The 17,720-nt window shown below is 62.5% G+C and carries 15 protein-coding genes and 2 tRNA genes; 3 read left to right on the top strand and 14 right to left on the bottom strand.

Annotated elements, in window-relative coordinates; genetic code table 11:
- Positions 1–69 precede the first annotated feature (69 nt).
- On the bottom strand, positions 70–1,293 hold the full coding sequence (locus HKD27_RS06975) for an MFS transporter (RefSeq protein ID WP_194688997.1): 1,224 nt from the start codon (positions 1,291–1,293) through the stop codon (positions 70–72).
- Positions 1,294–1,363: 70 nt separating this feature from the next.
- Here HKD27_RS06975 and gpt point away from each other — a divergent pair, with 70 nt between their 5' ends.
- The 3 genes from gpt (at position 1,364) to HKD27_RS06960 (ending at position 2,091) form a co-directional block, all read left to right on the top strand.
- Complete coding sequence (gene gpt, locus HKD27_RS06970; RefSeq protein ID WP_011251768.1) at positions 1,364–1,870, top strand: xanthine phosphoribosyltransferase; 507 nt, start codon at positions 1,364–1,366, stop codon at positions 1,868–1,870.
- A gap of 49 nt (positions 1,871–1,919) precedes the next feature.
- Positions 1,920–1,996 (top strand) — tRNA-Pro (locus HKD27_RS06965).
- 18 nt (positions 1,997–2,014) lie between these two features.
- A tRNA-Arg gene (locus HKD27_RS06960) sits at positions 2,015–2,091 on the top strand.
- A 41-nt stretch (positions 2,092–2,132) separates the two neighbouring features.
- Here the strand turns inward: HKD27_RS06960 and HKD27_RS06955 are convergent.
- The 13 genes from HKD27_RS06955 to murC all read right to left on the bottom strand — a co-directional run bounded on the left by HKD27_RS06955 (position 2,133) and on the right by murC (position 17,692).
- A complete protein-coding gene (locus HKD27_RS06955) occupies positions 2,133–2,543 on the bottom strand; it encodes an Ivy family c-type lysozyme inhibitor (RefSeq protein ID WP_194688996.1) in 411 nt (136 codons plus the stop codon).
- A gap of 11 nt (positions 2,544–2,554) precedes the next feature.
- On the bottom strand, positions 2,555–3,127 hold the full coding sequence (locus HKD27_RS06950) for a nicotinamidase (RefSeq protein ID WP_194688995.1): 573 nt from the start codon (positions 3,125–3,127) through the stop codon (positions 2,555–2,557).
- A 36-nt stretch (positions 3,128–3,163) separates the two neighbouring features.
- Entirely contained in the window at positions 3,164–4,513 is a 1,350-nt protein-coding gene (locus HKD27_RS06945) for a hemolysin family protein (RefSeq protein WP_011251765.1), read from the bottom strand.
- 70 nt (positions 4,514–4,583) lie between these two features.
- Positions 4,584–6,635: an NAD-dependent DNA ligase LigA gene (ligA, locus tag HKD27_RS06940; RefSeq protein ID WP_194688994.1), complete on the bottom strand. Its 2,052-nt coding sequence runs from the start codon at positions 6,633–6,635 to the stop codon at positions 4,584–4,586.
- Positions 6,632–8,353 carry a DNA repair protein RecN gene (recN, locus tag HKD27_RS06935; RefSeq protein WP_194688993.1) on the bottom strand — a complete coding sequence of 574 codons (1,722 nt, stop codon included), beginning with the start codon at positions 8,351–8,353 and terminating at the stop codon, positions 6,632–6,634. The genes ligA and recN overlap by 4 nt, the downstream gene beginning before the upstream one ends.
- A gap of 45 nt (positions 8,354–8,398) precedes the next feature.
- A complete protein-coding gene (locus HKD27_RS06930) occupies positions 8,399–9,259 on the bottom strand; it encodes an outer membrane protein assembly factor BamD (protein WP_370544251.1) in 861 nt (286 codons plus the stop codon).
- Between the two features lie 107 nt (positions 9,260–9,366).
- Positions 9,367–10,398 carry a UDP-3-O-acyl-N-acetylglucosamine deacetylase gene (lpxC, locus tag HKD27_RS06925; RefSeq protein WP_062494767.1) on the bottom strand — a complete coding sequence of 344 codons (1,032 nt, stop codon included), beginning with the start codon at positions 10,396–10,398 and terminating at the stop codon, positions 9,367–9,369.
- A gap of 116 nt (positions 10,399–10,514) precedes the next feature.
- The gene (gene ftsZ / locus HKD27_RS06920) at positions 10,515–12,047 is read right to left on the bottom strand and encodes a cell division protein FtsZ (protein WP_194688991.1); all 1,533 of its coding nucleotides are present in this window, start codon (positions 12,045–12,047) and stop codon (positions 10,515–10,517) included.
- Positions 12,048–12,104: 57 nt separating this feature from the next.
- The gene (gene ftsA / locus HKD27_RS06915; protein WP_011251759.1) at positions 12,105–13,502 is read right to left on the bottom strand and encodes a cell division protein FtsA; all 1,398 of its coding nucleotides are present in this window, start codon (positions 13,500–13,502) and stop codon (positions 12,105–12,107) included.
- Positions 13,499–14,434 carry a cell division protein FtsQ/DivIB gene (locus tag HKD27_RS06910; RefSeq protein ID WP_194688990.1) on the bottom strand — a complete coding sequence of 312 codons (936 nt, stop codon included), beginning with the start codon at positions 14,432–14,434 and terminating at the stop codon, positions 13,499–13,501. Before HKD27_RS06910 ends, ftsA begins: the two co-directional genes overlap by 4 nt.
- Positions 14,434–15,345 carry a D-alanine--D-alanine ligase gene (locus tag HKD27_RS06905; RefSeq protein WP_194688989.1) on the bottom strand — a complete coding sequence of 304 codons (912 nt, stop codon included), beginning with the start codon at positions 15,343–15,345 and terminating at the stop codon, positions 14,434–14,436. The genes HKD27_RS06910 and HKD27_RS06905 overlap by 1 nt, the downstream gene beginning before the upstream one ends.
- Complete coding sequence (gene murB / locus HKD27_RS06900) at positions 15,342–16,262, bottom strand: UDP-N-acetylmuramate dehydrogenase (protein WP_194688988.1); 921 nt, start codon at positions 16,260–16,262, stop codon at positions 15,342–15,344. Before murB ends, HKD27_RS06905 begins: the two co-directional genes overlap by 4 nt.
- The gene (murC, locus tag HKD27_RS06895) at positions 16,259–17,692 is read right to left on the bottom strand and encodes a UDP-N-acetylmuramate--L-alanine ligase (RefSeq protein ID WP_041110611.1); all 1,434 of its coding nucleotides are present in this window, start codon (positions 17,690–17,692) and stop codon (positions 16,259–16,261) included. The genes murB and murC overlap by 4 nt, the downstream gene beginning before the upstream one ends.
- Positions 17,693–17,720 lie beyond the last annotated feature (28 nt).

The following is a 17,720-nucleotide window of genomic DNA, read 5'->3' as shown; positions in this document are numbered from 1 at the left end:
TTCCTTCGGAAAGCTGCTCCGGCCGCAAACAAAGCTCCCTTTCGGGAGCTTTTTGCATTTCCGGGCTTACTATTCTTCCGGAAAGACGTCTTCCAGACGATCGAGCGCCCACAGGCGCGGGAAGAAGCGGGCCCATGCAGCCGCCACCAGAATTGTCCCAATACCACCGGCGATGACAGCAGCTTCCGGCCCTATCGCGGTTCCGAGCATGCCGCTTTCGAATTCGCCAAGCTGATTGCTGGAGCCAATGAACAGCGTATTCACGGCCGAGACGCGCCCGCGCATCGAATCCGGCGTTGCAAGCTGAATGAGCGAGGAGCGGATCACCACGCTGATGACGTCGGCGGCTCCGAGGACCATCAGGGCCAAGATCGAGAGCCAGACCGTGTGGGATGCCCCAAAGACGATCGTCGCAATGCCGAACACAACGACAGCCACAAACATGATGAGGCCAGCGCGTCCCTTAAGGGGATAGCGTGACAAGCCCCAGGACATCAGAAGCGCCCCAACGGCTGGAGCCGCACGCAGTAGCCCCAGACCGATCGGTCCGACATGCAGGATACCGTCTGCATAGACTGGCAGCATGGCTGTCGCGCCCCCCAGCAGTACGGCAAAGAGGTCGAGGGTGATGGCTCCCAGAAGGTCCCGGCGGCGATTGAGGAAGGACAGACCCGCAAAGACCGAAGCGAACGTGATCGGTTCCTTGGCCGGAACGGTATGAAGCAGTCTGAGCGAGAATGTTCCGGCAAAAGCCACTGTGAACCCGGCCGTGGAGAGCCCGTAGCAGACGACCGGTCCGATGCCGTAGAGCAGACCGCCCAGACTTGGCCCGACAATGGAGGAAGTCATGAACAGCGACGAAAGCATGGCCTGTGCCCGGGGCAGAAGGGCGGGCGGGGCGATTGCGGGCAGGAAAGCCTGCTGGCACGGCATCTCGAAGCTTCTCAGAACACCGTAGAACGCCGCGAACGTATAAATGGCGCCTGTTGTCAGCAGATGAAACGCGGCCCCGAAGGCCAGTGTCGCAGTGGCCAGGATTTCGCAGACCTGACAGATCAGGACAATGCTGCGCCGGTTGAAGCGGTCCGCGACATGACCGGCGACAAAGGTCAGCGGCACCATGGGCAGGAACTGGGCCAGTCCCAGATATCCCAGAGACGCCACGTCATGCGTCAGCGCATAGATCTGCCATCCGATGGCGATCGTCATGGTGGTCGCTGAGAGCTGTGAGAAAATTCTTCCGACAATCAGGGACGGAAGACCGGGGAGAGAGCGCAGGGCCGGATCGATCATTGCAGCACTTTAGGCATTTCCGTCGCTCAAGTTTATTGCAAAATTACGAGACGGAAGGCAGAGGAAGACCATGACAGCCAATCAGACCCCCCAAACCGTTCATTATGCGACCGTCACCTGGGACCAGCTCCATCGTGACGCACGCCTTCTGGCCGCAACCCTCATGCAGAAGCATGGTCCTTTCCGTGGAATCGTCGCCATTACCCGTGGTGGCCTGATCCCCGCCGCCATTCTCGGGCGCGAAATGGGCTGCCGCCTGATCGAGAGCGTCTCGGTCATCAGCTATGCCGGCGAGGAAGGCACGCAGCACGAGCCGAAGGTCGTCAAGCCGCCTGTCGCCGCTGGCGATGGTGAAGGCTTCCTGATCGTGGATGATCTTGTGGATTCGGGTGTAACCGCCCGTATAGTCCGTGAACTGCTGCCCAAGGCCGTGTTCGCCTGCCTCTACGCCAAGCCTGAAGGCAAGCCCTTCACCGATCATTACGTGACGGAAGTTGCTCAGGACACCTGGGTCCTGTTCCCGTGGGATACGGCGCCGCTTTTCGTTCCCCCGCTCGTGAGAAGTGAAGGCGAATAAAAAAACCCCCTTGCCTCGGCCGGTCAGACATCCTAGGTTCCGGCCGGTTCGGGGCGTGGCGCAGCCTGGTAGCGCGCTTGTTTTGGGTACAAGAGGCCCCCGGTTCGAGTCCGGGCGCCCCGACCAGTTAATGGCTTCATTGATGCGCCCTTAGCTCAGCTGGATAGAGCAACAGCCTTCTAAGCTGTGGGTCACTGGTTCGAATCCAGTAGGGCGCGCCAGCCATTCCCCACGCTCGACTGGCGCCTGATTTCCTTTAATTTCAGTCTGATGGATTATTATCCCGATAGGCTTTGAGAAGAACCTTCTGCATGGCTGCGTCCGGTGCGCCCAGAAAGTTCTGCCTGAGCGATTTCTCGTTCTTGAGGCTCAGAAGGCCCCAGGCTGCTGAATGATCCTTCGCGAATACGACTTCCAGCTGTTCTGCGGCACAGTCATGGGGGCGGCACATATGGCCCAGAATGTAGGGCTTGCCCTCTAGGCTGAAAGTGCTGACGGGTACGGACGTCGCCTGGGCTGTCGTCACCCATGACGGAAGGGTCAGCATGGCCTGATAGGCCTGCCTGAATCCGTTTTCTGCAGCCAGTTCAGCCGTTGTCGGTGGTGTCGCAGCCGAGACTGTCCGGAGTGCCGCAAGTGCGAGAATGACAGGAAGCAGTCTGGTTATCCGCATTGTTCCGACCTTCAGAAAGTGTTCAGGTTTTTGAGCAGAACACCCTGTTTTTCAAGTTTTTTCAGCGCATCGCCGGGGTCTGGAGCGATACCCCGACAGGCTTGTGGAACCACCTCTGTGCGATAGCCGCAGTGTACGGCATCCAGCGCGGTGGCCGTCACGCAGTAATCAAGTGCGAGGCCGCAGATCACGACGTGCTCTATGTCCAGCCCCTTCAATAACCCGTCCAGCCCGGTCGAGGTTGCACGGTCATTATCGAGAAAGCCTGAATAGCTGTCCCGTTCCTGGAGCACGCCCTTGCGGATGATATGCGTCACCGGCTCTGGCAGGAGCGTTTGCGGGAAATCCGCGCCATGAGTGCCGGCAACACAGTGAACGGGCCAGGGACCGCCCTGCGTGCTGAAGGAACAGTGCTGGGGAGGATGCCAGTCCTGCGTCGCGATAACCGCCCTGAATGGATGTCTGGCAAGCGCATTGACGGCTTCAAGAATACCGTCTCCGTCCGGAACGGCCAGAGCGCCGCCAGGCAGGAAGTCATTCTGGATATCGACAAGGATGAGAGCGGAGCGGCTGAGATCGGTCATGGTGCGATCTAAGCAGTCTCCACCCCGGACAGGAAGTCAGTTCAGTCGTGTGACCAGCAACTGGTTGATTCTGAAGCCTTCCACGTCAACAACTTCAAAGCGGAAGCCCGAAGACTGCACACTGTCCGCCTTGCGGGCCATGCGGCGCAGACGGTTCATGACGAAGCCGCCAACCGTGTCGAAATTCTGGGCATCGTCGAACATGGGAATGTCCAGTTCGCGGATGACGTCGCCGATGGGGGCGGCGCCGTCGATCAGCCAGGATTTGTCGTCACGGCGGACGATGGCCTGCTCTTCGAACGGGCTGACCAGACCGTCCATCAGCGCGCCCATGATGTCCTTGTAGGTGATGAGGCCCACAACCAGACCGTATTCATTGACGATCAGGGCAAAGCCGGCCGAGTGGGCTTCAAACTGGGCCAGGGTTTCCCACAGGTTCAGCGTGTCAGGCAGGGAGAGGACATCACGCCGCATCTTGAAAATCTGGCTGGCGACGGGGGCCAGACCGGTGCTTTTGGGCTGCGGTTCGTCCACGACAGCGACCAGCACGTCTTCGGCACGGATAGAGCCGATGACCTTGTCCAGACCGCCATCGCAGAGCGGATAGCGCGAATAGGGACGCACCCGGACCTTGTCGCGCTGGCTTTCCGGGCTTTCCTGAACGTCGAGGAACACGATTTCATCGCGCGGGGTCATGGCGGACGTTACGGCGCGGTCCTGAAGGCCCAGAACGTTCTGGATCATCTGGTGTTCTTCTTCGAGAAGCACACCCGACGCTGTTCCTGCCGCAAGAATGGCCCGCAGATCTTCGGGCGTTACGGGCTCAACGGTTGCTGCGGCCGGGATCTTGAGGAGCTTGAGAAGCCAGTCGGAAATCTTCGAGAAGACCAGAACGGCCGGATAGAGAACCTTGAGGGCGACGGCGGGGAACCAGCCGACCTTGAGCGCGATCCGGTCCGGCGCGTTCATGGCGATCCGCTTGGGCAGCAGATCCGCGAACAGGACGAACAGGCCGGTGATCAGGATGAACGAGCAGGCGGAGCCGAGCTTGCTGGCGAGTGACGGGCCTGTGCCCAGAGCCCGGAAGCCTTCCGCAATGGGATCGCTCAGCATGGATTCGCTGATGATGCCTCCCAGAACACCGACGGCATTGAGGCAGATCTGAAGGACCGTGATGACCTGACCGCTGTTGCGGCGCAGCTTCAGGAACGCAACGGCCCGTGGGTCGCCCGCTTCCGCCCTTGAGCGCAGCCGCACGTCGCGCGCGGCGGCAAAGGAGATTTCGGACAGCGAGATCAGCACGGAGACGCCAATCAGCGCGACCGTGGCGACAAGGCCCAGCAGGAGAAGAACGATCTGGTGCTGGGAGGAAGGGGAGACTGACATGCGGAAGGCGTTATACCCTGAAAAAGTGGGATGTTACCAACTTTCTCAGCGTTCCGGTTTTGCAGTTCTGTTACAGCCCCGCCAGCACGCGCCAGCCGCTTTCATCGACGGTCTCGATCCCGAGTTCTGCGGCTTTTTTGGCCTTGGAACCAGCTTTTTCGCCCAGCACGACGAGAGAGGTCTTTTTCGACACGCTATCCGTCACCTGCGCGCCCAGACGCTCGGCAATGGCCTTGGCTTCCGGGCGGCTCATGGTGGTCAGGGTGCCGGTGAAGACAATGACTTTGCCGGAAAGATGCCCTTCCGAGGGCGCTTCTTCGGCAATGATGTCTTTCAGCTCCGAGGCCAGATCATCGAGGGTCTCGATATTGTGGCTTTCGGAGAAAAAAGCGGAGAGTTCATCGGCGATCGCATCGCCCACGCCCATGATGGCGCCCAGGGAGGCGCGTTCTTCGGAGTCCGGTCGGGCGGCCAGCATGGCGATGCGCCAGTTTTCGAAGGTCTGGTAATGCCGCGCCAGAAGCTGGGCGTTGCGCTCTCCGATCCGCCGGATGCCAAGCCCGAAAATCAGGCGGGACAGGGGAATGGTGCGGCGGTCGTCGATGGCGCGGAAGAGGTTGTCGACCGACAGTCGTCCCCAGCCGTCACGCTGGAGCAGGGCCTCTTCGTGCTGGCGCAGGCGGAAAATGTCGCCGGGCCTGCGGATGTAGCCCGCGTCGTAGAACTCACGGATGCTGCGTTCGCCCAGCCCGTCGATGTCGAACGCGTTGCGTGACACCATGTGGATCAGGCGCTCCACGATCTGCGCTTCGCAGGTCAGGCCACCTGTGCAGCGGCGGACGGCTTCACCATGCACGCGCTCGGCGAGCGATCCGCAGACGGGGCAGTGGTCGGGATAGACGAAAGGCTCTGAACGGGGCTCCTCGCTCGGGACGGGGCCGAGGATCTGCGGGATCACGTCTCCGGCGCGCTGCAGGCGGACCAGATCCCCGACGCGCACGTCCTTGCGGGCGATTTCGTCTTCGTTGTGCAGGGTCGCGCGCGAGACGATGACGCCGCCGACATTCACGGGCTCCAGATGCGCGACGGGTGTCAGCGCACCCGTGCGGCCGACCTGGATCTCGATTTCCCGCAGGCGCGTGATGGCCTGTTCTGCCGGAAATTTCCACGCGATGGCCCAGCGGGGGGCACGGCCGGCAAAGCCGAGACGCTCCTGAAGGCTCAGATCGTCCAGTTTGAAGACGATGCCGTCGATGTCATAGTCCAGCTCCGAGCGTTCGCGTGCCAGCTTCTCCACATAGGCCGGGATGTCGCGGGCATGGGCAATCATCTGGGAGAGCGGATTGACCGTGAACCCCCAGCTCCGCAGTTTTTCCAGATAGTTCCAGTGTGTCGTCGCAACCGGCGAGGACGTGTAGCCCTGCGCATAGGCGAAGAGGGACAGCGGACGGCTGCGGGTGATTTCAGCATCAAGCTGGCGCAGGGACCCCGCTGCGGCGTTGCGGGGATTGGCGAAAGGCTTTGCTCCGCGTGCGACCTGCTGTTCGTTGAGGGTCAGGAAGCTGCTTTTGGAGAGGAAGACTTCGCCGCGGATTTCAATCCGTTCGGGTGCTTCGCCGCGCAGTTCGCGTGGAATATCCTTCAGGGTCAGCAGGTTGGCCGTGACGTCTTCGCCTTCGATGCCGTCTCCGCGCGTGGTCCCGCGCACGAAACGTCCGTGCTCGTAGGTCAGGCTGATGGAGAGGCCGTCGATCTTGGGCTCGGCCACGAACTGGAGCGCCTGAAGTCCGTCCTCGTCCAGGCCGAGAAAGCGACCCACACGCGAGACAAAGCCATCGAAACCTTCCGGATCGAAGACATTGTCGAGCGACAGCATGGGGACGAGATGGCGATATTTGCCGAAAGCGGAATCAGGTGTGACGCCGACGCGCTGGCTGGCCCCTTCTGTGGAGCGGAGATCCGGATATGCTTCTTCCAGCGCCAGAAGCTCACGACGTGCAGCATCATAGACGGCATCGGAAACTTCCGGTTCGTCGCGTCCGTGATACGCCTCGTCCCACCGCGCGAGGTCTGCTTCGAGTGCAGCGTGACGCTCGGCGGCAGAAACAGGGGCGGTTGTCATGAAATCTGATGTCCCAGAAGGCTGTCGGCAGCCCCTCGGGCTGCGTCTGTAATGATGTCGCCCGCAAGCATCCGGGCGATTTCCTCGCGCCGGGCGTCATGGGGCAGGGGTTCGGCCAGGGTCTCGGTCCGGTCATTGCGGACGCGCTTGGCGATCCGCAGATGATGGTCGCCGCGCGCCGCGACCTGCGGACTGTGGGTGACGACCAGAACCTGTACGTCCTGCGCGACCTTGTGCAGTCGGTCCCCGATCGAGGATGCCGTGGCACCGCCAACGCCGGAATCGACTTCATCGAAGACGAGCGTCCCGACATCGGAGCGTTCCGCCAGCACCACTTTCAGCGCAAGCATGAGACGCGACAGCTCACCACCAGAGGCTACCTTGGCGAGAGGGCCGGGAGATTGTCCGGGGTTGGCGGCAATCAGGAAGGAGGCCTGTTCCATGCCCTGACTGTTCCAGTGGTCGGGCTCAAGCGGCAGAAGCGAGACGATGAAGCGGGCGCGCTCCAGCTTGACGGGGCGCAGCTCGGCACTGACGGCCTTTTCCAGCTTCTCGGCGGCTTTTTTCCGGGCAGCGGAGAGCGTGCGGGCCGCATCTTCATAAGCAAGGCGCGCTTCGGTCAGGGCCGTTTCCAGACGGGCCAGTTCAGCGTTGCCAGAATCGAGGGCCGCGAGCCGTCTTTTCAGTTCGGCAAGAAAACCGGGAAGTTCTGCAACGGAGATATTGTGTTTACGGGCCTCGGCACGAAGGGCGAAAAGCCGCTCTTCCGTCTCCTCCAGCAGGCGGGGGTCGCCTTCGGTGTCGGCAGCCAGACGGCTCAGCAACATTTCGGCCTCGGCCAGGGCTTCTTCAGCTTTTCCGAGGGCGTCGAGCGCGTCCTGGGCCTGTGTCTGGTGGCTGTCGGAAAGCGTTTCCGTCTCCGTAGGGGCGGGCAGAAGTCTGGCAAGGGCGCGGCTGGCCGAGCGCAGGGCGGCAGCAGGGGCGGAAGAGCGGCGATCGCGCGGGGTCAGTTCCGAGAGTGCAGCGGCAACGGCTTCGCCGCGACGTTCATCGCGCTGGAGACTGACGCGTGTGGCCGCGAGAGCATCCTCTTCGCCTTCCTGAGGGGCCAGTCGCTCCAGATCATCGACTGTCTGACGCAGCCATTCTTCCTCGCGGGCCGCGGCTTCCATGTCGTTCCGCGCCGCTTTCAGGGTACTGCGGGCCGCGGCCCACTGGCGGAAGGTTTGAGCCGTTTTTTCCCGCAGGGAGGGGGCAATCCCGAAAGCATCCAGCAGATCGAGATGGGTACTCTGATCGGCCAGGCCCATCTGTTCGTGCTGGCCCTGGATTTCCACGAGATGGGCGCCCACACGGCGCAGCAGGCCCACGCCAACCGGCTGATCGCAGATATAGGCACGGGAGCGGGCATCCGGCGTAACGATACGGCGCAGGACAACCGGATCCGTCGGGTCTTCGCGCACGATGCCGTGCTCGTCGAGCAGGGCAAAGACGGGATGGTCGCTGGCGATTTCGAAAATGGCCGACACGCTGGCCTGAGACGCTCCCGAGCGGACGAGGCCGCCGCTGGCCCGCTCGCCAAGGGCCAGTCCCAGACTGTCGAGCAGGATGGACTTGCCGGCTCCGGTCTCGCCGGTCAGGACCGTCAGACCGGGGGCGAGACCAAGATCGAGCTTTTCGATCAGAACGACGTCACGGATCGAGAGATGTGTCAGCATGACAGCAATGTTGGGAGCATGCCGTCCCGTTTCAAAGGGACGATATCAGAAGACGCTGTGCCAGACGCGGGAGAAGAAGCCACGGTGAGCCTGCTGTTCCGTGTGAATGACCGGCTTTTTGAGGTCGCTCTTGAGCAGGTGGTTTTCCCGAAGATCATTATAGGCATAACGATACCACTGGCTGTCGGGATAGTTATAGCCCAGAACGGCGGCCGTCTGGTGCGCCTGATCCTTCAGGCCAAGAGCCAGATAGACCTCCACGAGACGCTCGAGCGCTTCGGCGACGTGGTTGGTCGTCTGGTAGTCCTGCACGACGCGCTGGTAGCGGGTCATGGCCGCTTCATAGTTGCGCTGCTGCTGGTACCAGCGGCCGACCAGCATTTCCTTGCCGGCCAGATGGTCACGGCAAAGATCGATTTTCAGCTGGGCGTCACGGGCGTAGGATGTCTGCGGGAAGCGGGTGATGACCTCTTCCAGCGCATCCAGGGCTTCAACGGTGCCCTGCTGGTCACGCTCGACGTTTGCGATCTGCTCGTAATAGCAGAGCGCGCGCAGATAGAAGGCATAGGCCGCATCCGGGCTGGTCGGGTGCAGCTGGAGATAGCGTTCAAGCTGCTGGACTGAAAGCGCGTATTCGCCCTGAAGGTAGTAGGCATACCCTTCCATCAGCTCGGCGTTACCCGTGAAGCCGGAATAGGGGTAGTTCTGCTGGAGCAGTTCGAATTCACCGCCGGCCAGTTCGTAATGGCCCGTGTGCAGGGCATCGATCCCGTAATTGTACAGGGTCTCGGCATCGGCGGTTTTGGGAATCGCGGGCTTTTCATGCTGGTGCGAAAACAGCGAACAGCCGGAAAGCAGCAGAAACCCGCTGACAGCCGCAGCTCTCAGAATGAAACCACCATTCATGACCGATGCTTCAAAATGACGCTGAGTGCTGCTTGTCATACCTGCTCTTCCCGTGGAAGCCCGTCTTATATCACGGGAATGCGCTGACGAAAGACCTGCCATGTGTCTCAGGCAGCAACGCGCGCGCGCAGGGCCTTGGGGACGGCTCGCGATGAGCCTGTGGGGACGAAACGCCAGTTGGCAGCATCGGAAAAAACTGCCCGCAGAAGCCTGTTATTGAGCGCATGACCGGATTTGTGACCAATAAATCCGGCCTGCATCCGGTGGCCAGCGCAATAGAGATCGCCAATCGCATCAAGTAGTTTGTGGCGGGCGAACTCGCGCTCGATTTTCAGGCCTGCCGGATTGAGGATATTTTCTCCATCCACGACGACAGCCGTGTCCAGGGAACCACCGCGCGCCAGTCCGATACTCTGCAGATACTCGATGTCCTTGCGGTTGACGAAGGTGCGGCAGAACGCGAGTTCTTCCATGAAGCGACGTTCATCAAGCTGGATGGCGTAACGCTGGTTTCCGATGGCCTGCGCCGGAAAGCTCAGTGAAATGGCCAGGGAGAGTCCGCGCTGGGCAGGGCGCAGTTCGGCAAAGGCGCCGTTCTCGCCTTCGACCCGGACGTTGCGCAGGATCTCGATGACCTGACGGGGCTTGTCCAGTGTTTTGCGGCCGGCGCAGCGGATCAGGAAGGCAAAGGCATCCGACGCACCATCGAGAACGGGCAGTTCGGGGCCACTGACCGTCACGAGGATATTGTCGATCTCGCAGGCGTTGAGGGCCGCCATGAGGTGCTCGATCGTGGCAACACGCAGGGAGGGATCGGTGGGGCAGCCGACAACCGTTGAAAGACGGGTGTCCACGATATGGTCGTAGAGCGCGGGAAAGGAGGGGGAGCCCTCGATGTCCGAGCGCTGGAACCTGACGCCGGTATCCGCGGGGGCGGGGGAAAGAACCAGATCGACGGTTACGCCACTGTGCAGGGCGATGCCCTGACAGTGAATGGGGTTGGCGAGAGTTGTCTGCAGGTTTTTCGAGCTGCCGCGCTCCGGGCGGGAAGGCGTTCCATCAAGGGCAGAGACCGTTTCCGGCTGTCCTGCCTCAACGCCTTTCGCCGTGCTGCCGCCATGCGTTGGCGTAACCTGCATAAAGCCTCCGAAAAATCTGATTCCGGGGACTAGAAAACAGATACCGGGCGTCAGTTCCAGTCAACGATTGTTGCCGGATATTTCCCCCTCATGGTGTGCATGAGGGGGAAAGACGATCAGCGGCGCAGGTAGGTCGGAATATCCAGGTTGGAATCGTCAGCATTGCCGGAAGGCTGTTCCTGCTGCTGCGGTGCCTGCTGGGGGTATCCGTCGCGGGTGCTGGGCTCCGTCCGCTGGGTGGTCTGCGGGGGCTGCTGCGGCTGGGGCGGACGGCTGCGGAAGGCGCCCGTGACCATGCCGAACAGGCTCCGCGGCGCTTCGGGCTGCGGCGGCGGGGCATGACGGGACGGATCGGAGAACAGACCGGCCCGGGGAGAAGGCTGGTGGGTGTTTTCCTGACGGGGCGTCTGGGTTTCAGTGGCCGCAGGCTGGGTCGCCGGGGCTTCCTGCTGCGGCTGCGGGGCTGTGTTCTGGGCCTGCTGCTGCTGGGGATCAATCGCGAAATTCGGGCGCGGCGGCCCCCCGGCATAGGTCGATCCTGGCTGGAACGAGGACGCTGCCGCGCGGGTCCCGGCGCTTTCGCGCGGAGCGGCCGTTCCGGCGTTCGTCTGCGGCGCAGCGGCCTGACGGGTTTCCGTGCTCGGAGCCGAAGGATCCTGACGCGGCTGTGTGTCGATGCCGGTGGCAACGACGGACACGCGGACACGACCGTTCAGCTTTTCGTCGATCAGTGCGCCGAAAATGATGTTGGCATCATCGGCCACTTCCTCACGGATGCGATCCGCAGCAGCGTTGACTTCGTACAGCGTCAGGTCTTCGCCACCGGTGATGTTGATGAGCAGGCCACGCGCACCTGCCATGGACGCGTCTTCCAGCAGGGGGTTGGAAATCGCGCGCTCGGCTGCGAGCACGGCACGGTCTTCCGCATCTTCCTCGCTGGAGGCTTCACCTGTCCCCATCATGGCTTTGCCCATCTCTTCCATTACGGCCTTGACGTCCGCGAAGTCGAGATTGATGAGGCCCGGGGAGACCATGAGGTCCGTAATGCCGCGAACGCCCATGTTCAGGACATTGTCGGCCATCCGGAAGGCTTCGCGGAAGGTCGTGTTCTGCGTTGCCGAATTGAACAGGTTCTGGTTCGGGATGACGATCAGCGTATCAACGTGCTTCTGCAGCTCGGCAATGCCGTTTTCTGCAGCAGTCGTGCGACGGCGGCCTTCAAAATTGAAGGGTTTGGAAACAACGCCGACCGTCAGGACGCCGCGCTCACGCGCCATACGCGCGATGACCGGAGCCGCACCCGTGCCCGTGCCGCCGCCCATGCCGGCCGTGATGAAGACCAGATTCGCGCCTTCGAGCTGACGGTCGATTTCCTGTGCGGCTTCTTCGGCGGCTTCGCGACCGATTTCCGGCTTTGCACCTGCACCCAGACCGCGCGTCAGATGTGGGCCAAGCTGGACGCGGCGTTCGGCCTTGGAGTGGGCAAGCTGCTGGGCGTCGGTGTTGGCAACGACGAATTCCACGCCCTTGAGTTCAGACGCGATCATGTTGTCGACGGCATTCGTGCCGCCGCCGCCAACGCCGATCACGGTAATCCGTGGCGCCAGCTCAACGTGGGAATTGGGAGTAGGAGTAAGGTTCAGCGTCATGATCTGGTCCGGAACTTCATGAAAGCGACAGGTGTGGGCGTTGTCATCTGTAGTAGACTACACATTGTTGCGTATGAAGCCTACGAGACGTTTAACAAGTCCGCGAGGTTTGGGTTCAGGAACGGAAATATCTCCGAAATCCCGATCCGCACCCGCTGCCCAGGCCAGAAGCCCCGCAGCGGTTGAAAATCCTGCCGAAGCCGCGGCTGTCTCGGGCAGGCCGTAAATGTTCTGGGGTTTTCCCATCCGGACAGGCCGGCCAAGAATACGCGTTGCGACGGGCACGATTCCTTCAAGAAGCGATGCGCCGCCTGTCAGCACGACCCGACCATTGGCCAGGCGCCCCAGTCCCGCATTATCGAGCGACTGCCGCACGAGTTCGAGCGTTTCCTCGATCCGGGGCTGGATGACGGAAATGACCTTGGAGCGCTGAAGCCGGACCAGCCGGTCGCTGTTCTCGCCGATCAGCGGCACCGAAAGGATTTCCCGCTGGTCGTCCGAACCCATCTGGGCGGCACCATACATCGTCTTGAGGCGTTCGGCCGTTTCCAGAGACGTCGAGAGCACGCCGGCAATGTCGCGCGTGACATGCAGGCCGCCAACCCGGATCTGGGCCGTGTGGAGCAGCTTGCCTTCACAGAAAACCGCCAGTGACGTCGTGCCGCCGCCCATTTCCACCACAGTTACGCCCAGTTCGCGCTCTTCGGCGGCCAGAACTGACACGCCGGAGGCAAAGGGACTCGCGACCAGCCCGTCCAGCTTCAGTTCGGCGTGTTGCAGGACGGCATCCAGAGTGCGCAAGGCGCTGGAATTCATGTCCACGACATGCATCCGGGTGGCTAGTTCTTCGCACTGATGCCCGATCGGATCTGCGATTCCCGGAATGGAATCCACGACATATCCGATGGGAAGCGTGTGGATGACTTCGCGGCCTTCCATCCAGGCACGGGCCTGTCCTTCGGCGATCAGGCGCTGCACGTCACCGGCGGTAACTTCGCGGCCACCGATCGGAATCTGCGCGTCAACCAGACGGCTCAGCGGGCGGCCGCAGGAGAGGTTGACGACGAGCGAGTCCATGCGCCGCTCGGCGGCTTCCTCGGCCTGTCCGACGGTAGCCCGGATCGCGGCTTCGGCTTCGCGGATATCGACGATGGAACCTGACCGGATGCCGTGGGAACGGCGCCATCCATGGCCCAGAACCTGAATGGATCCATCCGGTTCGCCCTTGCCGATCAGGCAGGTCATTTTCGTCGTGCCGATGTCCAGCGCACCGAAAATCCCTGGACGCCAGCTGACGTTCCGCTGGGTGTCTTCGGGGGGAAGCGGCAGGATGTCACGCGGGACGCGGTTGACGCTGACGTCACGTTCGCCGCCAACGGGAATGAGGGACCGGCCCCTGAGACCGCCCCGGCGCCGGAATGCCGGAAGATCTGACATGGAGTTGTGGTCGTTCATGGCTGCTTCGTGCTGTCTGCTGGTGGTGACGGTGAGGAAGGGTCAGGCTTTGCGCCATCCGGGGGCGGAGCTGCCTGAGGCGGCTGGAGGACGACCATCCGGTCCGGAAGGCGCAGATCGATCGACTGGACCGGCCGCTCCAGCAGACGCATGCTCTGCTGATAGCGGGCCAGACGGGTGAATGCCGCGGCTTCCTCGCCCTCAGGCAGCATGACTGTCGTCCCGTCCTTGAGCGTGGCATTCCAGCGCCGGTTGCCCACGCGGATCAGGGCCGTGACCTGGCTTTTGACCAGCGGCTCCTTGTTCAGGGCGTCGATCACACTGGCGGCTGCCGTATTCGCACCTTCCCCCACCACGAGGGGAAGTTGCAGAAAAGCCTGTGCATTTTTCCCGGTCAGGCCCTGATCGGAGACTTCCTCTCCCGCCCGGTTGATGAGCATGAAATGCCCGCGATCCTGCCAGACGGCGATCGGCGTGCGCTCCACAAGCGTGATGATGACGGTATCGGGCATGTGCCGTTCAACCGTTGCGTGGTCGATGAACGGCAGTTCATCCAGCCGCTGCCGTGCGGCTTCAACGGAAAATCCAAAGATCGGACGTCCGACGGATGTGCCCAGCGCTTCCTGGATCGAGGCTTCGCTGGTCATGCCACGACCGTTGATGACGATGTGGCGGATGGGCAGCGGCTCCATTTCGACCAGCCGTGCCCGCAGCGGGGCGAAGCGCTCTTCGGAGGCCGCGTCATACAGAAGGCGAATGCCCGCCCCGGCAATTCCCATCACAACCAGAAACACGATCGCAGGCCGGACCAGCCGCCGTTGCCGGCGCCAGAACAGCTTTGCCCGCGAGGGGCGGTCTTCCTGGGGCGGGAGGGCCCCGGAAAAACGCTCCCGAACAAAATCGTCTCTCTGAAAGGACGGATCCTCCCGCATCAGCGCGCCAGTGCCTCCTGGACCATCCAGTCACACAGTTCCGGATAGGAAATCCCGCAATAGGCGGCCTGCTCCGGCAGCAGGGATGTCGGCGTCATGCCGGGCTGCGTGTTGACTTCAAGGATGACCAGCGTGTCGGTGTCCTCGTCGTAGCGGAAATCCGTGCGGCTGGCCCCCTGACAGCCCAGTGTCTGATGGGCGCGCAGGGCGTAATCAAGCGCACGGTCCGTCACCGCCTGCGGAAGCTCCGCAGGGACCACGTGCCGCGAGCCGCCAGCCTTGTACTTGGCCTCGAAATCATAAAACGCAGCCGTTTCGCTGGGCAGGATGTCCGTAACGGCCAGAGCCCGGTCTCCCATGACGCCTGCGGTCAGCTCGCGGCCGGGAATGAAGCTCTCGACCAGTGCCTCTTTCCCGAAACGCCAGGTCCGCGCGATTTCGGCGCGACGGTTGTCTCCTGTCCGCACGATCTCGACACCGACGGAGGAACCTTCTGCGACCGGCTTGATGACATAGGGTGCGGGGAGCGGATCGGCTTCGGCCAGTTCATCCACCGTTACGACGCGTCCCTGCGCCACGGGCAGACCGGCGGCGGCCAGAAGGATACGGGTCGCACCCTTGTCCATTGCCACGGCTGAAGCGCGGATGCCGGAATGGGTATAGGGCAGGCCAAGCCATTCCAGAACGCCCTGAATGGCACCGTCTTCGCCACGCGGCCCGTGCAGGGCGTTGAAAACGACGTCCGGTGCGGCGGCTTTCAGGCTGGCGATGGTTGTTGCGATATCCGGGCCGACATCGATCGGGGTGACGTCATGTCCCTTTTCGCGCAGCGCCTCGATCGCGGCCTCGCCACTGACGAGACTGACAGGCCGCTCACTGGATGTTCCCCCCAACAGGACTGCGACCTTCATACCGTCTGTTCTCCTTCGGACTGACGTCCGATCCGTTTGATTTCCCAATGCAGGTCCACGCCGCGCTGTGCCAGCACTTTTTCGCGTACGGTTTCACCCAGCGTTTCCAGATCCGCGCTGCTGGCCTGTCCCAGGTTGAGCAGGAAGTTGCAGTGCTTCTCGCTGACCTGCGCGTCCCCGATCTGAAGACCACGGCATCCGGCTTCGTCAATGAGCTGCCAGGCTTTGTGGCCTTCGGGATTACGGAAGGTGGAGCCGCCGGTTCGTGCCCTCACGGGCTGCGAGGCTTCGCGCGAGGCCCTGATGTCCGCGATGCGGGTGCGGATGGCTTCTGCGTTGTCCGGTGTGCCGCGCAGGCTGGCGCGGATCACCACGCTGCCTTCGGGAAGCGCCGAATGACGATAGGCAAAACCGAGCTCGTCATGGGACAGGCGACGGAGTTCGCCTTCAGCCGTCAGGATGTCTGCCCATTCGAGAACGGCATTGATATCCGATCCGTAGGCGCCAGCGTTCATGCGGACGGCGCCGCCGATCGAGCCCGGAATGCCAGCCAGGAACTCCAGCCCTGCCAGACCGGCAGCGGCGGCATGTTCGGCCACGGTGATGTCGAGGGCTGCCGCGCCCACGATCAGGCTGTTGTCCTGAACGGTGATGTCCGCGAAGCCGCGCGCCAGACGGATGACCGTACCGGCAATGCCACCGTCGCGGATGATAACGTTCGAGCACGCGCCCAGAACCGTAACCGGCATGGTGGCTGGCTTTTCGCGCAGGAAAAGGGCCAGATCATCCTGGTCTTCGGGGACGAACAGCCAGTCCGCCGGGCCGCCCACGCGGAACCAGGCGCGGGGGCCGAGCGGGGCGTTCGGGGTCAGTCTGCCGCGCAGGCCTTTGACGGGAAAGTCGCTGCTACCCGTCATGCCGCGCCTTCGGTTGCGGGCTGGCGGTTCAGGGCTTCGAGCTGGGCAGGGAGGGCCTGCGCCCACTGGGTGATGGTGCCGGCGCCGAGGCAGACGACGTAATCGCCCGGCTTGGCGATGGCGTTGATCATTTCCGCCAGATGAGCCGGATCGGGGAGCGGCACGACGGAGCGGTGACCGCGGTCGCGCAGGCCTTCAACGAGCGCATCGCGACCCGCACCCTCGATCGGCGTTTCGCCTGCGGCATAGACGTCAGCCACGATGACTGTGTCGGCATCGTTCATGCAGGTGCAGAACTCGTTGAACAGGACCTTCAGGCGCGAATAGCGGTGCGGCTGCATGACGGCGATGACGTTGCGCGCACCGGCCTGACGGGCCGCCTTAAGTACGGCGGCGATTTCAACGGGGTGATGGCCATAATCGTCGATGATGGAAATGCCGTTGTATTCGCCCGTGCGGGTGAAGCGGCGCTTGACACCTTTGAAGGTCGTTAGGGCGGACGCGATCACGGAATCACTGATTTCCATTTCAAGCGCGACGGCGATGGCGGCGAGCGAGTTCAGGACGTTGTGGTGTCCGAGCATTGGCAGGCGGAACGGCCCGGCGCGGCGCGAGCGGTTGCGCTGGCGATTGGTGACCACGACTTCGAACGTGGCCCCCCGCTTATCCATGACGACTTTCTCGGCGCGGATATCGGCCTGCGGGCTGAAACCGTAGGTGATGACGCGATGATCGGACAGGCGCGGGATCATCTGCTGCACCTGTGGGTGATCCACGCACAGGACCGCAAAGCCGTAGAACGGGATGTTCGAGACGAACTGGTCATAGCCGGCCTGCATGGCCTCTTCCGTGCCCCAGTGATCCAGATGTTCCGGATCCATGTTCGTCACCACCGCAATCACGGCGGGCAGGCGCAGGAAGGAGCCATCACTCTCATCGGCCTCGACGACCATCCAGTCGCCCGAACCCATGCGCGTGTTGGTGCCATAAGCCTCAATGATTCCGCCATTGATGACGGTTGGGTCCAGACGGGCATGTTCGAGCACGCAGGCCACGAGGCTGGTTGTGGTGGTCTTGCCATGCGTGCCACCGATGGCAACGGACCAGCGCAGGCGCATCAGTTCGGCCAGCATTTCCGCGCGTCGCACGACCGGAATGAGCTTGGCGCGGGCGGCCACGACTTCCGGGTTGTCTTTTTTCACGGCCGTGGAGGTCACGACAACCTGTGCATCGCCCAGATTGGAGGCATCATGGCCAATATGCACGACAATCCCCGACTGGCGCAGGCGCTGCACATTGGCGCCCTCGGCAATATCGGATCCCTGCACCTTGTAGCCCAGCATGTGCAGGACCTCGGCGATGCCGGACATGCCGATGCCGCCGATACCGACGAAGTGAATGGTTCCGATGTTCAGGGGCAGGGCGCGCATGGGGCAGGTACTCTTGGGCAGGAACGAT

It is taken from the genome of Gluconobacter sp. R75690, from assembly GCF_015244525.1.
GTDB lineage: Bacteria > Pseudomonadota > Alphaproteobacteria > Acetobacterales > Acetobacteraceae > Gluconobacter > Gluconobacter potus.
This window is presented reverse-complemented; position numbering and strand designations above follow the sequence as displayed.